Source organism: Pseudoxanthomonas koreensis, assembly GCF_010093225.1.
Taxonomy (GTDB): Bacteria; Pseudomonadota; Gammaproteobacteria; order Xanthomonadales; family Xanthomonadaceae; genus Pseudoxanthomonas; species Pseudoxanthomonas koreensis.
In genome coordinates this window covers 207,552-221,238 of sequence record NZ_PDWM01000001.1, presented here as the reverse complement: position 1 = coordinate 221,238, position 13,687 = coordinate 207,552, and the positions used below count along the sequence as shown (strand labels likewise).

The following is a 13,687-nucleotide window of genomic DNA, read 5'->3' as shown; positions in this document are numbered from 1 at the left end:
CCCGCCGTCGATGCCCCCTCCCGGAGAACGCCCCCTGGCCAGCCAGCTCGTCGACTACGGCCGGCGCTGGCCGGACGAGGCCGAGACCGTCCACGAGTTCCTCGTCCTGCTGGCCGACACCCGTGGCCCGTTCCTGCGCGCCCGCCTGGAAGGGCACTTCACCGGCTCGGCCTGGGTGGTCAGCGCCGACGGCCGCCGCACCCTGCTGACCCACCACCGCAAGCTGGACCGCTGGCTGCAGCCGGGAGGCCATGCCGACGGCGACGCCGACCTGGCACGGGTGGCGCTGCGCGAGGCCGAAGAGGAGACCGGCGTGCCCGGACTGCGCCTGGAGGACGGGGCGATCTTCGACCTGGACCGGCACTGGATCCCGGAGCGGGGCGAGGTGCCGGGGCACTGGCATTACGACGTGCGCTACGTGGTGCGCGCCGGGACGGACGAGCAGTTCGTGGTCGGCGAAGAGTCCCATGACCTGGCCTGGCGCGACGTCGCCGAAGTCGCCATCGATCCGGCCAGCGACGGATCGATGCGGCGCATGGCTTCCAGGTGGCTGGCGCGGTAGAGCCGGGCTTGCCCGACTGCCCGGCTCCCGTCTGCCCGGCTCCCGTCAGTACAGCCCCGTCAGTACAGCACCCGCGTCCGCAGCGTCCCCGGGATCGCCGCCAGCTCCTCGCGCAGCGCCGCGCCCTGCGCCTCGTCGGCAGCCACGTCGATCACCACGTAGCCGACCTTCGCGTCGGTGCGCAGGAACTGGCCGTCGATGTTGAGCGCGTGGCGGCTGAAGATCTCGTTGATCTTCGACAGTACGCCCGGCACGTTGCGGTGGATGTGCAGGATGCGCAGGCTGTCCTCGTGCCCGGGCAGGGTGACCTCGGGGAAGTTCACCGCCGACAGCGTGCTGCCGTTGTCGCTGTAGCGCACCAGCTTGGCCGCCACTTCCACGCCGATGTTGTCCTGCGCCTCCAGCGTGCTGCCGCCCACGTGCGGGGTCAGGATCACGTTGTCGAACCGGGTCAGCGGCGAGACGAATGCTTCGGCATTGCCCTTGGGCTCCACCGGGAACACGTCCACCGCCGCGCCGCCGACGTGGCCCGACTCCAGCGCCGCGGCCAGCGCGTCGATGTCGACCACCGAGCCGCGCGAGGCATTGATCAGGTGCGCGCCGCGCCTCATCGCAGCGATCTGCGCGGCGCCGAACATGTTCTTCGTCGAAGGCGTCTCCGGCACGTGCAGGGTGACCACGTCCGAACGCGCCAGCAGTTCGTCCAGCCCGCCGGCCGAGCGCGCGTTGCCCAGCGACAGCTTGGTCTCGATGTCGTGGAACAGCACCTGCATGCCCAGCGCCTCGGCCAGCACGCCGACCTGGGTGCCGATGTGGCCGTAGCCGATGATGCCGATGGTCTTGCCGCGCACCTCGTGGCTGCCGGTGGCCGACTTCGACCAGCCGCCGCGATGGCATTCCGCGTTTTTCTGCGGGATCCCGCGCATCAGCAGCACCGCCTGCGCCACCACCAGCTCGGCCACCGACCGGGTGTTGGAGTAGGGCGCGTTGAACACCGGGACGCCGCCCAGCTCGGCCGCCTCCAGGTCGACCTGGTTGGTGCCGATGCAGAAGCAGCCCACCGCGATCAGCCGCTTGGCCTCCGCCAGCACCCCGGCGGTCAGTTGCGTGCGCGAGCGGATGCCGACGATGTGCGCCTCGGCGATCCGCGCCCTCAGCTCGTCCTCCGGCAGCGACTTCTCGTGGAATTCGATCTGCTGGTAACCGGCCGCCCGGAATGTCTCCAGCGCGGTCTGGCTGACCCCTTCAAGCAGCAGCACGCGGATGTCCGATTTCGGGAACGAGGTCTTCTTTGGCGACATGCGCGGCGGCTTCCGGTGATGGCCGATGGGGGCGGCGGGAGCGATCAACTATGCCAGAACGAACACGCGTTTTGACGCACTGCGGCAAAGCGTTTTGCGGTGTTGCGCGGAACACGGTGTGTGGTGGGTTGGGGGAATGGTGGTGCGGGTAAAGTTGCGGGTGAAACGCATTGGGTGGTTGGCGTGCTCCCGCGCTGGACGCGACACAGTGCCGCTGGCACGCTTCGACACTCCCGCACGCATGCTTCCCCAGCCAGTCCCCCCATGACCGACCCTCGCCTGGCCGACCTCCGGCAGACGCTGCCCGACCTGCGCCTGAAGACCGACCCCGCCGACCTCGAACACTACGGCCGCGACTGGACCCGGCGCTGGACGCCCGCGCCCCTGGCCATTGCCCTCCCGGCCACCGTCGAGGAAGTCCAGGCCATCGTCCGCTGGGCCAACCGCCATCGCGTCGCCATCGTCCCCTCCGGAGGCCGCACCGGCCTGTCCGGTGGCGCCGTCGCCGCCAACGGCGAACTGGTGCTGAGCCTGGAACGCATGAACCGCGTGCTCGGATTCGACCCCGTCGACCGCACCCTCGCCGTGCAGGCCGGCATGGTCCTCGAAGCGGTGCATAACGCCGCCCGCGAACACGGCCTGGTCTATCCGGTCGACTTCGGCGCCCGCGGTTCGTGCACCATCGGCGGCAACATCGCCACCAACGCCGGCGGCATCCGCGTGATCCGCTACGGCAACACCCGCGAATGGATCGCTGGCCTGACCGTGGTCACCGGCGCCGGCGAGGTGCTCGAATTCAACCGCGGCCTGGTCAAGAATTCCAGCGGCTACGACTTCCGCCAGCTGATGGTCGGTTCCGAAGGCACCCTGGGCATCGTCGTCGAAGCCATCCTGCGCCTCACCGACCCGCCGCCGCCGAGCAACGTCATGCTGCTGGCGCTGCCCTCGTTCGAAGTGCTGATGCAGGTGTTCGCCGAGTTCCGCGGCCGCCTGCGGCTGGAGGCGTTCGAGTTCTTCACCGACTGCGCCCTGCGCCACGTCCTCGCCCACGGCGCGCAGAAGCCGCTGGACGGGGAGTACCCGTACTACGTGGTCACCGAATTCGCCAGCGACGACGAGGCCACCGAGGTCGCGGCGATGGCCGCCTTCGAGCACTGCATGGAGCAGGGCTGGGTCGCCGACGGCGCGATCAGCCAGTCCGACGCCCAGGCCGCGCAGATCTGGCGCCTGCGCGAGGGCATCACCGAGGCGGTGGCGCGCTACAAGCCCTACAAGAACGACGTCTCGGTGCGGATCTCGGCGATGCCGGCATTCCTGGCCGAAACCCAGGCGCTGCTGGGCCAGGCCTACCCGCATTTCGAGGTGGTCTGGTTCGGCCACATCGGCGACGGCAACCTGCACATCAACGTGCTCAAGCCCGACGACACCTCCGATGCCGATTTCGTCGCCCAGTGCGAGCACGTGACCAAGCTGCTGGCGCAGGCGCTCAAGGCGCACGGCGGCAGCATCTCCGCCGAGCACGGCATCGGCCTGGTCAAGAAGCCCTACCTGGACAGCACCCGCAACGACGCCGAAGTGGAGCTGATGCGCGGGGTCAGGCGCGTGTTCGATCCGGACGGGATCCTGAACCCGGGCAAGCTGTTCGACCCCTGATCCGCGATGCAATTCCGGCACCCGTGGCAGTGTCCGGGTTAGTCTTTGCGCACCGGCCGCGGTCCTGCGGCAGCCAAGATCCCGTACATGAAGAAGTCCATCGTCCTCCCCGCCGCGCTTGCGCTGTTGTGCGTGGCCACGCCCGCGCTGGCCGGCAGCTTCGCCGGCACTTCGGCGGGTACCTCGGCCGGCGCCTCCTCCGCCGGCAGCGGCGCTTCCTCGGACAGCTCCTCGGGCAACGACAAGCTGGTCCGCGAGGCGCGCGAGGATGCCGCCGGTTTCGTCGCCAGCGACGGCCGCGTGCGCAGTGCCCGCCTGGAAGCTGCGCTGCGGGTGATGCGCGAACACGATGCGGACGCGCGCCAGGCCAGCGACCTGGAGCTGGCGCGGGCGATCCTCGCCCGCGACTGAGCCGCGGCAGGGCCGGGCGATGCGGCGCCTCCTGGCCGCGCTGGCCGCGGCATGGCTGGCGGTCGCCGCCACCGACGCGGCTGCCGCGCCGCTGCTGCAGGCGACGGGCGAACTGACGCCGGCGCAGCAGGAAGCAAGCGCGCAACTGGTCGCGCAGGCGCTGTCGCGCCTGCCGCCGGCCTGGAGCGACGCACTGGATCGTCCGGTCGAACTGCGCTGGCGCGACGACCTGCCCGCCGGCGTGCATGGCCGCGCCCGCGGGCGGGCGATCGGCCTGGACCGGCGCCTGCTCGAGGACTGGATGGCGCGCGCTCCCGACGCAGGCGACGGCGACCCGGCCACCCGCGCGGCGCTGGCCGCGCTGCTGCACGAACTGGCCCATCTCTACGACCGCACGCCGTCCGGCCGCCTGTCGTCCGACCCGCGCCTGCTCGACCTGGCCGGCTGGCAGGTCGCAGTGCCGGGCCCGGGCCGGCGCGCGCGCAACGATTTCCGCGACCGCAGTCCCGACGCGTACGAACTGGCGTCGCCGCGCGAATACGTGGCGGTCAACCTCGAGCACTACCTGCTGGATCCGGACTACCGCTGCCGGCGCCCGGCGCTGCAGGCCTGGTTCGATGCGCGCTTCGGCGTGGCAGTCGATGCGGACGCGGCGGCCGCGTGCGCGCCCGGGCTGCAGTTCGTCCGTGACGCGGTGCGCGAGTTCGGGGAGCCGGCCACGCTGGACCCGGAGCGCATCTTCGAAATCGACTACCTGCTGGCCGAAGGCAACCAACAGCCGATGAGCCGCTGGGGCCACAGCATGCTGCGGATCGTGGTGTGCGCGCCCGGACGCCCGCGCGGCCCCGATTGCCGGCTGGACCTGCAGCACCACCTGGTGCTCTCGTTCCGCGCCTTCGTCGGCGACGTGCAGATCTCCAGCTGGCGCGGACTGACCGGCTCCTACCCCTCGCGCCTGTTCGCGCTGCCGCTGGGACAGGTGGTGGACGAGTACACGAAGGTGGAACTGCGCGGCCTGCGCTCGGTGCCGCTGGCGCTGGAGCGCGGCGAGATCGAGGCGCTGGCCACGCGCGCGGCGCAACTGCACTGGAGCTACGACGGCCGTTACCTGTTCATCAGCAACAACTGCGCGGTGGAGACCTGGAAGCTGCTGCACGACGCGGTGCCGCGGCTGGCGGCGCTGCCGCTGGCCAGCATCACGCCGAACGGACTGCTGCGGCGGCTGCGGGCGGCCGGCGCGACCAACGAGTCGCGGATTCCCGGCGACGTGGCCGCGCAGGCCCGCCTGGGCTACTACTTCGAGGCGGCCGACGCGCACTACGACGCGATGTACGCCGTGGCCCGCGATGAGCAGGGCCTGGAGCCGGCCGATGCCGCGGCATGGTTGGCCTTGCCGCCGCTGTCGCGCCAGCCCGCGTTGCGCGCGTCGGGCCTGCGCGGTGCTGCCGCGCTGCTGGTGCTGGAAGCGGCCGCGTTGCGGCAGCAGGAGGCGTTGGCCCGGGACGAACTCAAGCGGCGCTGGCTGGGCCGCGGGCGCGGCCTTGCCGAAGCCGGGCCCGACATCGCCGGGTCGCTGCAGGAGTTCCTGCGCCTGGGCGGCGCCTTCAGCCGGCCGGCGTCATGGCTGGAGGATGTGGAAGGCTACGGCCTGCCGCAGGACGCGGAACGCGCGGTACTGGCCGGCCGCGTGCGCGAGGACGCAGCCCGTCGAGATGCGCAGGCGGCGAACCTGGAGGCCGGCATCCGCGGCCTGCTGTCGCCGGCACGCCGCGAAGCGCTGGAAGGCACCGAAGCCAACCTGGCCCTGGTGGGCGTCCGCCTGCGCGAACTCGCCGCCCAGCCCGCGAGCTCCCTGTAGGAGCCCACTTCAGGGGGCGACCCGAGGCCGTCTGGAGCAACCGCGCTCGACGCGAACGCTCCGGAGCCGGGCGGTTGAACGCAGCGCCTCCAAAGCCTGCCCGGTCGCCCCCTGAAGTGGGCTCCTACAGGGGACGGACCCGTCCCGCCTCAGTCGGCGCGGCCGCCGAACTCGCCGGTGGTGGTGTTGACCAGGATCTTCTCGCCGGTGGTGATGTACTCCGGAACCATGATCTCGATGCCAGTGCTGAGCGTGGCCGGCTTCGGCCGCTTGGTCGCGGTGCCGCCCTTGAGTTCCGGCGGGGTCTCGATCACTTCCAGGGTCACGTGCTGCGGCAGCTGGATCGCCACCGGCTGCTCGTCGATCACCTGCACGTAGATGCCGGACAGGCCGTCGGTGATGTAGCCGGCGGCGTCGCCGATCGCGTCCGGATCCAGGGTGTACGGGGTGTAGTCCTCGTCGTCCATGAACACGAACGCCTCGCCGTCCTTGTACGAGAACGTGGCCTGGCGGCGCAGCAGTTCAACCTCGACCAGGTTGTCGTCGGCGTCGAAGCTGGCGTCCAGCTTGGCCCCGCCGGGCACGCTGTACATGATGAAACGGAAGCGGACATTGCCGCCGCGGCCTTGCGGCGAGCTGCGCTCGATGTCGCGGATCTGGTAGACGCCGTTGTTGTACTCGACGACGTTGCCTTTCTTGATTTCGCTGGCTCTCATGGGTTCGACCGGTCTGGATCTGCAAGGGGATTCGGTGGTGGATCAGGCAGGCTCGCGCTCGCGCCCGGGAGGAGGCTTGGGCTGCGGCCGTGCGAGGCATCCGCGCGTGGCGGCGCATGGCATCGCGGTGGTCACTTCGGCGCCAGGCGGGTGGCACCGTCGAGGCGGATGGTCTCGCCGTTGAGGTACCGCGTGCGCAGGATGAAGGCGACGGTATCGGCGAATTCGTCCGGCTGGCCCAGGCGCGAGGGGAAGGGGATGGTGGCGGCCAGCGAGTCCTGCACGGCTTGCGGCATGCCGTCGACCATCGGCGTCCAGAACACGCCCGGGGCGATGGTCATGACGCGGATGCCGAAGCGGGCCAGTTCGCGCGCCATCGGCAGGGTCATGCCGACCACGCCGCCCTTGGAGGCGGAGTAGGCGGCCTGGCCGATCTGGCCTTCGTAGGCGGCAACCGAGGCGGTGTTGACGATCACGCCACGTTCGCCGTCCTCGCCCGGTTCGTTGTGCTGGATCAGGCTGGCCGCGGCCTTGGCCACGTTGAAGCTGCCGACCAGGTTGACCATCACGGTGCGGGCGAAGCCGTCCAGCGGCATCGGGCCGTCCTTGCCGAGCATGCGGCCGGAGCCGAGGATGCCGGCGCAGCTGACCGCGGCGTTGAGGCCGCCGAGGAACCCGCGCGCGGCGTCGAGGGTGGCGGCCACGCCGGCTTCGTCGGTGACGTCGGTGCGGAAGTAGCGGGCGTTGGCGTCGCCGAGCGTGGCGATGGCTTCGGCACCCTTGGCGTCGTTGACGTCGAGCAGGGCGACCTTGCCGCCGTCGGCGACCAGGCGCGTGGCCACGGCCAGGCCGAGGCCGGAGACGCCACCGGTGATCACGGCGCGGACGGAAGTGGGCTGCATGGCGGGCTCCGGGGCAGGGGGCGCCCATTGTACGGGCCGCGGCTCCCCCCTGTAGGAGCCCACTTCAGGGGGCGACCCGGTGGTGCCGGAACGCAGCGGGGTTCAACGCAGTCGCTCCGGGGAGCACGCGTGGTATCACGTCGTGCCTTCCGACCTCGTCGGGTCGCCCCCTGAAGTGGGCTCCTACAGGAAGCAGGGGGCGACCCGGTCGGTATTACTCGGGGTCGTAGTCCAGGTTCGAGGCCAGCCAGCGCTCGGCCTGGGCCACGTCGACGCCCTTGCGCCGGGCGTAGTCGGCGACCTGGTCCTTGCCGACGCGGCCGACCACGAAGTACTGGCTCTTCGGGTGGCTGAAGTAGTAGCCGGACACCGCCGCGGTCGGGAGCATGGCGAAGCCCTCGGTCAGCTCCATGCCGGCGTTGCGCCCGGCGTCCAGCAGCGCGAACAGGGTGCGCTTCTCGCTGTGCTCCGGGCAGGCCGGATAGCCGGGCGCGGGGCGGATGCCGCGGTACTGCTCGTCGATCAGGGCCTCGTTGTCCAGCGCCTCGTCGGCGGCGTAGCCCCAGAATTCCGTGCGCACGCGCCGGTGCAGGTGTTCGGCCAGGCCCTCGGCCAGGCGGTCGGCCAGGGCCTTGAGCAGGATCGCGTTGTAGTCGTCGTGGTCGGCGCGGAAGCGCTCCAGGTGCGGCTCGATGCCGATGCCGGCGGTGACCGCGAAGGCGCCGATCCAGTCCTGCACGCCGCTGTCCTTCGGCGCGATGAAATCGGCCAGGCAGAAGTCCGGGCGCTCGACCGGCTTGTCGACCTGCTGGCGCAGGAAGTGCAGGATGGCCTCGCCGCCGTCGTGCTCAAGGACCACGTCGTCGCCGACGCTGTTCGCCGGCCACAGGCCGAACACGGCCTTGGCCGTCAGCCATTTCTCCGCCACGATCCGGTCCAGCATCGCCCGCGCATCGCGGTACAGCTCGCTGGCCTGCGCGCCGACAACTTCGTCGTCCAGGATCGCCGGAAAGCGGCCGGCCAGTTCCCAGGCCTGGAAGAACGGGGTCCAGTCCAGGACTTCGATCACCTCGGCCAGCGGATAGTCGTCGAACACATGCACGCCCGGCTGCCTGGGCGCTGGCGGCACGTAGCCGTCCCAGTCGCCGTCGAAGCGCTGCCCGCGCGCCTTCTCCAGCGGCACCAGCCGCTTGGCGTCGCCGCGGTTGCGGTGGCGGGTGCGGATCTCGGCGTAGTCGGCCTCGTTGGCGGCGACGAACTTCGCGCGCAGCTCCGGGCTGATCAGCGACTGCGCCACGCCGACCGCGCGCGAGGCGTCCTTCACCCAGATGGTCGGCGCCTTGTAGTGCGGGTCGATCTTCAGCGCGGTGTGCGCGCGCGAGGTGGTGGCGCCGCCGATCATCAGCGGGGTGGCCAGGCCCTGGCGCTGAAGTTCGCGCGCCACGTGGCCCATTTCCTCCAGCGATGGCGTGATCAGGCCGGAGACGCCGATCAGGTCGGCGTTCTCGGCGATCGCGGTGTCGATGATCTTCTGCGCCGGCACCATCACTCCAAGGTCCACGACCTCGAAGTTGTTGCAGGCCAGGACCACGCCGACGATGTTCTTGCCGATGTCGTGCACGTCGCCCTTGACCGTGGCCATCACGATCTTGCCGTTGGACTTGCCGCTGTCGCCGGTGCGGGCCTTCTCGGCTTCGATATGCGGCAGCAGCCAGGCCACCGCTTTCTTCATCACCCGCGCCGACTTCACCACCTGCGGCAGGAACATCTTGCCGGCGCCGAACAGGTCGCCGACCACGTTCATGCCGTCCATCAGCGCGCCTTCGATCACGTCGAGCGGGCGCGCGGCCTGCAGCCGTGCCTCCTCGGTATCTTCCTCGACGAAGGCGTCGATGCCGTGGACCAGGGCGTGGGCCAGGCGTTCGCGCACCGGCTTGCCGCGCCAGGCCAGGTCCTCGGTCTTCTTCTCGCCCTTCTTGCCCTTGTACCTCTCGGCGATCTCCAGCAACCGCTCGGTGCCGTCGGCGCGGCGGTTGAGGACCACGTCCTCGACCCGCTCGCGCAGCTCGGGGTCCAGGTCGTCGTACACCGGCAGCGCGCCGGCGTTGACGATGCCCATGTCCATGCCGGCCTTGATCGCGTGGTACAGGAACACCGAGTGGATCGCCGCGCGCACCGGCTCGTTGCCGCGGAACGAGAAGCTCACGTTCGACACGCCGCCGGACACATGGCAGTGCGGCAGGGTCTTGCGGATGATCCGGGTGGCCTCGATGAAGTCGACCGCGTAGTTGTCGTGCTCCTCGATGCCGGTGGCGATCGCGAAGATGTTGGGGTCGAAGATGATGTCTTCCGGCGGGAAGCCGACTTCGTCCACCAGGATCCGGTAGGCGCGGGTGCAGATCTCGACCTTGCGCGTGCAGGTGTCGGCTTGGCCGTCCTCGTCGAAGGCCATCACCACCGCCGCGGCGCCGTAGCGCAGCACCTTGCGCGCGTGTTCGACGAACTGTGCCTCGCCTTCCTTGAGCGAGATCGAGTTGACCACGCCCTTGCCCTGCAGGCACTTCAGCCCGGCCTCGATCACTTCCCACTTCGAGGAATCGACCATTACCGGGATTTTCGCGATGTCCGGCTCGGAGGCGATCAGGTTGAGGAAGCGCACCATCGCCTTCTCGGAATCGATCAGGCCTTCGTCCATGTTCACGTCGAGGATCTGCGCGCCGCTTTCGACCTGCTGCCGCGCCACCTCCACCGCCTCGGCGTAGCGGTCTTCCTTGACCAGCTTGCGGAACTGGGCGCTGCCGGTGACGTTGGTGCGCTCGCCTACGTTGACGAACAGCAGCTCGGGCGTGATGACCAGCGGCTCGAGGCCGGAGAGGCGGGTGTGGCGTGGCAGCGTGTTGCTCATGCCGCCTGCTCCAGGACCACGCGCGGCTGACGCGGCGGCAGCCCGCGCACCGCCTCGGCGATGGCGCGGATGTGGTCGGGCGTGGTGCCGCAGCAGCCGCCGACCAGGTTGAGCAGGCCGGAGCGGGCGAATTCGTGCAGCACCACGGCCATCTCCTCCGGGGTCTCGTCGTAGCCGCCGAAGGCGTTGGGCAGGCCGGCGTTCGGGTGCGCGCTGACGTAGTACGGGGAGACGTCGGACAGCGCTTCCACGTGCGGGCGCAGGTCCTTGGCGCCCAGCGCGCAGTTCAGCCCGATCGACAGCGGCCGCGCATGCATCAGCGAGGTGTGGAAAGCCTCGGCGGTCTGCCCGGACAGGGTGCGGCCCGATGCGTCGGTGATCGTGCCGGAGATCATCACCGGCAGCCGTCCGCCGCGCGCGTCGAACACTTCTTCGATCGCGTACAGCGCGGCCTTGGCGTTGAGCGTGTCGAAGATGGTCTCGACCATCAGCGTGTCGGCGCCACCGTCGATCAAGCCCTCGACCGCCTCGCGGTAGGTCGCGCGCAGTTCGTCGAAGCTGGTGTTGCGGTAGCCAGGATCGTTGACGTCCGGGCTGATCGAGGCGGTGCGGCTGGTCGGGCCGAGCACGCCGATCACGAAGCGCGGCCGCTCCGGCGTGGCCACCTCGACCGCGTCGCACTGCTCACGCGCCACGCGCGCGCCGGCCTTGTTGAGTTCGTAGACCAGGTGTTCGAGGTGGTAGTCGGCCTGGCTGACCGAGGTGGCGTTGAAGGTGTTGGTCTCGACCAGGTCGGCGCCGGCCTCCAGGTAGGCGCGGTGGATGCCGGCGATGAGTTCCGGCTTCGTCAGCAGCAGCAGGTCGTTGTTGCCTTTGAGGTCGTGGCCCTGGGGGGCATGGTCGCAACCAGGGCCGTGCACGTGGCTCCCGTCGGCGGCCTGGCCATGCACGGCCGGGTCCTTCGCGTGTGATGCGTGCAACGAGTCGTAGCCGTCGGCGAAGCGCCCGCCGCGGTAGTCGGCTTCCTGCAGTTCGTGGCGCTGGATCATCGTGCCCATCGCGCCGTCGATGACGAGGATGCGCTCGCGCAGCGCCTGTTCGAGCAGGGCGACGCGCTCGGGATGCAGCCAGGGGAGGGGATGGCTCATGGGGCGTGACTCAGTGCTTGAGGGCGATCAGCGAGATCACCTCGAAATGTGGCGGGCGGCGTTCGCGGGTCACGGTTTCCAGGCTGGTCACCTCCAGCCCGGCCTTCTCGGCGAACCGGCGCAGTTCCTTGCCCGGGAAGCCGAGGTTGACGTGGCCGTAGGTTTCCACCACCGCCTTGTGCTCGTGCCGGGCCAGGCTGCTCAGCAGCAGGCGCCCGCCCTTGCGCAGCACCCGCGCCGCCTCGGCCACGGCCTGCGCCGGCCTGGCCGAGTAGGTCAGGGCATGCATCAGCACCACCAGGTCGAAGCTGGCGTCCTTGAACGGCAGCGCGTGCATGTCGGCCTCGCGGACCTCCACGTTCGCCAGCCTCCGCAGGCGCTCGCTGGCGGCGGCGACCACGCGCGCGCTGGTGTCGATGCAGACGTAGCGGTGCGAATGCGGGGCCAGCAGCTCGGCCAGCACGCCGTCGCCGGAGGCGATGACGAGCACGTCGCCGGTCTCCAGCAGCGGCAGCGCGCTGCGCGCCAGCGCTTCCCAGGTGCGGCCGGGCGAATAGTGGCGCTCCATGTCGCCGGCGACGCTGTCGGCCCAGTTCTGGTCGGCGGCGCGCGCGGCCAGCACGGTCGGCAGGCGCTCGGCGTCCTGGCGCAGCAGCGGGTCGTCGCTGCCGGTGCTCAGCGCCTGCCACAGCGCGCGCTGGGCCGGGTCGAGCGCGGCTTCGTCGAAGCGGTAATAGGCCGACACGCCGGCACGGCGGTCGCGCACCAGGCCGGCCTCCTTCAGCCGGGCCAGGTGGGTGGACACGCGCGGCTGCGCCAGCCGGGTGATCGACGACAGTTCGGCCACCGTCAGCTCCTCCAGCTCGAGCAGGGCCAGCAGGCGCACGCGGGTGGCGTCGGCGAAGACCTTCAGACGGGTCGACCAGTCCTCGAGATCCATCAATATCTTCCTATCGCGATATAGAGATATTGTGGCGGCGCGCGCTCGTCGCGGTCAAGCCGGCGTACGCCCGCGGATGGCCGGGTGGTTACAATTGCCACCATTGACTGACCGGAGGGGTCTCCCGTGGATTTCAGCTTCACCGAAGAACAACTGATGCTGCAGGACGTGGCGCGCCGCATCGCCCAGGACGTGATCGCGCCGAGCGCCGAGCACTACGACCGCAGCGGCGAATTCCCGCTGGACAACATCAAGGTCCTCGGCGAGAACGGCCTGATGGGCATCGAGGTACCGGACCAGTACGGCGGCGCGGGCATGGATCCCATCGGCTATGCGCTGGCGATGATCGAGATCGCCGCCGCCGACGCGGCGCATTCGACCATCATGTCGGTAAACAACTCGCTGTTCTGCGCCGGCATCCTCAAGCACGGCAGCGAGGAGCAGAAGCAGACCTGCGTGCGCGCGATCGCCGAGGGCCGCGAGATCGGCGCCTTCGCCCTGACCGAGCCGCAGTCCGGCTCCGATGCCACGGCGATGCGCTGCCGCGCGGTGAAGCAGGCCGATGGCAGCTTCGTGATCAACGGCAAGAAGAGCTGGATCACCTCCGGCCCGGTGGCGAAGTACATCGTGCTGTTCGCGATGACCGATCCGGAGAAGGGCGCACGCGGGATCACCGCCTTCATCGTCGATACCGCGCGCCCGGGCTTCCACCGCGGCAAGACCGAGCCGAAGCTGGGCATCCGCGCTTCGGCGACCTGCGAGATCGAGTTCCAGGACTACGTGGCGCAGCCGGCCGACGTGCTGGGCGCGGAGGGCGAGGGCTTCAAGATCGCGATGGGGGTGCTGGACTCGGGCCGCATCGGCATCGCCTCGCAGGCGATCGGCATCGCGCGCGCGGCATACGAGGCGACGATCGCCTACGTGAAGGACCGCAAGGCCTTCGGTGCGGCGATCGGCACGTTCCAGATGACCCAGGCCAAGATCGCGGACATGAAGTGCCGGCTGGACGCGTCGCTGCTGCTGACGATGCGGGCGGCGTGGCTGAAGTCGCAGGGCAAGCCGTTCTCGGCCGAGGCGGCGATCGCCAAGCTGACCGCGTCGGAGGCGGCGATGTGGATCACCCACCAGGCGGTGCAGATCCACGGTGGCATGGGCTATTCGAAGGAGATGCCGCTGGAGCGCTATTTCCGCGATGCCAAGATCACGGAGATCTACGAGGGCACTTCGGAGATCCAGCGCCTGGTCATCGCACGCAGCGAGACGGGGCTGCGCTGAGCGGTGCTGGCTTCAT

Annotated in this window: 11 protein-coding genes; 5 read left to right on the top strand and 6 right to left on the bottom strand. The window is 70.1% G+C overall.

The genetic code is table 11. The features are described from left to right. On the top strand, window positions 1–562 hold a 562-nt coding region (locus tag CSC64_RS00940; RefSeq protein ID WP_425501640.1), incomplete at its 5' end, for an NUDIX hydrolase. A gap of 59 nt (window positions 563–621) precedes the next feature. Here the strand turns inward: CSC64_RS00940 and serA are convergent. Continuing rightward, window positions 622–1,863: a phosphoglycerate dehydrogenase gene (gene serA / locus CSC64_RS00935; protein ID WP_162433437.1), complete on the bottom strand. Its 1,242-nt coding sequence runs from the start codon at window positions 1,861–1,863 to the stop codon at window positions 622–624. A gap of 264 nt (window positions 1,864–2,127) precedes the next feature. Here serA and CSC64_RS00930 point away from each other — a divergent pair, with 264 nt between their 5' ends. From CSC64_RS00930 to CSC64_RS00920, 3 genes are all read left to right on the top strand, one after another. Next, window positions 2,128–3,516, top strand: coding sequence for an FAD-binding oxidoreductase (locus CSC64_RS00930; RefSeq protein WP_162433436.1), 1,389 nt, complete (start codon window positions 2,128–2,130; stop codon window positions 3,514–3,516). Between the two features lie 87 nt (window positions 3,517–3,603). Continuing rightward, window positions 3,604–3,927 (top strand): DUF2388 domain-containing protein, encoded by a 324-nt coding sequence (locus CSC64_RS00925; protein WP_162433435.1) that lies wholly within the window; start codon window positions 3,604–3,606, stop codon window positions 3,925–3,927. A gap of 19 nt (window positions 3,928–3,946) precedes the next feature. Next, window positions 3,947–5,785 carry a DUF7844 domain-containing protein gene (locus CSC64_RS00920; RefSeq protein WP_162433434.1) on the top strand — a complete coding sequence of 613 codons (1,839 nt, stop codon included), beginning with the start codon at window positions 3,947–3,949 and terminating at the stop codon, window positions 5,783–5,785. Window positions 5,786–5,934: 149 nt separating this feature from the next. Here the strand turns inward: CSC64_RS00920 and yeiP are convergent, their stop codons facing one another. From yeiP to CSC64_RS00895, 5 genes are all read right to left on the bottom strand, one after another. Then, window positions 5,935–6,501 (bottom strand): elongation factor P-like protein YeiP, encoded by a 567-nt coding sequence (gene yeiP / locus CSC64_RS00915; RefSeq protein WP_162433433.1) that lies wholly within the window; start codon window positions 6,499–6,501, stop codon window positions 5,935–5,937. A 131-nt stretch (window positions 6,502–6,632) separates the two neighbouring features. Beyond that, window positions 6,633–7,403 carry an SDR family NAD(P)-dependent oxidoreductase gene (locus CSC64_RS00910; RefSeq protein WP_162433432.1) on the bottom strand — a complete coding sequence of 257 codons (771 nt, stop codon included), beginning with the start codon at window positions 7,401–7,403 and terminating at the stop codon, window positions 6,633–6,635. Between the two features lie 214 nt (window positions 7,404–7,617). Further along, complete coding sequence (metH, locus tag CSC64_RS00905; protein ID WP_162433431.1) at window positions 7,618–10,308, bottom strand: methionine synthase; 2,691 nt, start codon at window positions 10,306–10,308, stop codon at window positions 7,618–7,620. Beyond that, window positions 10,305–11,456, bottom strand: coding sequence for a homocysteine S-methyltransferase family protein (locus tag CSC64_RS00900; protein ID WP_162433430.1), 1,152 nt, complete (start codon window positions 11,454–11,456; stop codon window positions 10,305–10,307). The genes metH and CSC64_RS00900 overlap by 4 nt, the downstream gene beginning before the upstream one ends. A gap of 10 nt (window positions 11,457–11,466) precedes the next feature. Beyond that, window positions 11,467–12,396 (bottom strand): ArsR/SmtB family transcription factor, encoded by a 930-nt coding sequence (locus CSC64_RS00895; RefSeq protein ID WP_162433429.1) that lies wholly within the window; start codon window positions 12,394–12,396, stop codon window positions 11,467–11,469. Window positions 12,397–12,522: 126 nt separating this feature from the next. Between CSC64_RS00895 and CSC64_RS00890 the strand changes: the two genes are divergently transcribed. Next, window positions 12,523–13,671, top strand: coding sequence for an acyl-CoA dehydrogenase family protein (locus tag CSC64_RS00890; RefSeq protein ID WP_162433428.1), 1,149 nt, complete (start codon window positions 12,523–12,525; stop codon window positions 13,669–13,671). Window positions 13,672–13,687 lie beyond the last annotated feature (16 nt).

Coding starts and splice junctions, on each gene's coding strand:
- serA (WP_162433437.1), bottom strand. CDS start 1,863: ATGTCGCCAAAGAAGACCTCGTTCCCGAAATCGGACATCCGCGTGCTG.
- CSC64_RS00930 (WP_162433436.1), top strand. CDS start 2,128: ATGACCGACCCTCGCCTGGCCGACCTCCGGCAGACGCTGCCCGACCTG.
- CSC64_RS00925 (WP_162433435.1), top strand. CDS start 3,604: ATGAAGAAGTCCATCGTCCTCCCCGCCGCGCTTGCGCTGTTGTGCGTG.
- CSC64_RS00920 (WP_162433434.1), top strand. CDS start 3,947: ATGCGGCGCCTCCTGGCCGCGCTGGCCGCGGCATGGCTGGCGGTCGCC.
- yeiP (WP_162433433.1), bottom strand. CDS start 6,501: ATGAGAGCCAGCGAAATCAAGAAAGGCAACGTCGTCGAGTACAACAAC.
- CSC64_RS00910 (WP_162433432.1), bottom strand. CDS start 7,403: ATGCAGCCCACTTCCGTCCGCGCCGTGATCACCGGTGGCGTCTCCGGC.
- metH (WP_162433431.1), bottom strand. CDS start 10,308: ATGAGCAACACGCTGCCACGCCACACCCGCCTCTCCGGCCTCGAGCCG.
- CSC64_RS00900 (WP_162433430.1), bottom strand. CDS start 11,456: ATGAGCCATCCCCTCCCCTGGCTGCATCCCGAGCGCGTCGCCCTGCTC.
- CSC64_RS00895 (WP_162433429.1), bottom strand. CDS start 12,396: ATGGATCTCGAGGACTGGTCGACCCGTCTGAAGGTCTTCGCCGACGCC.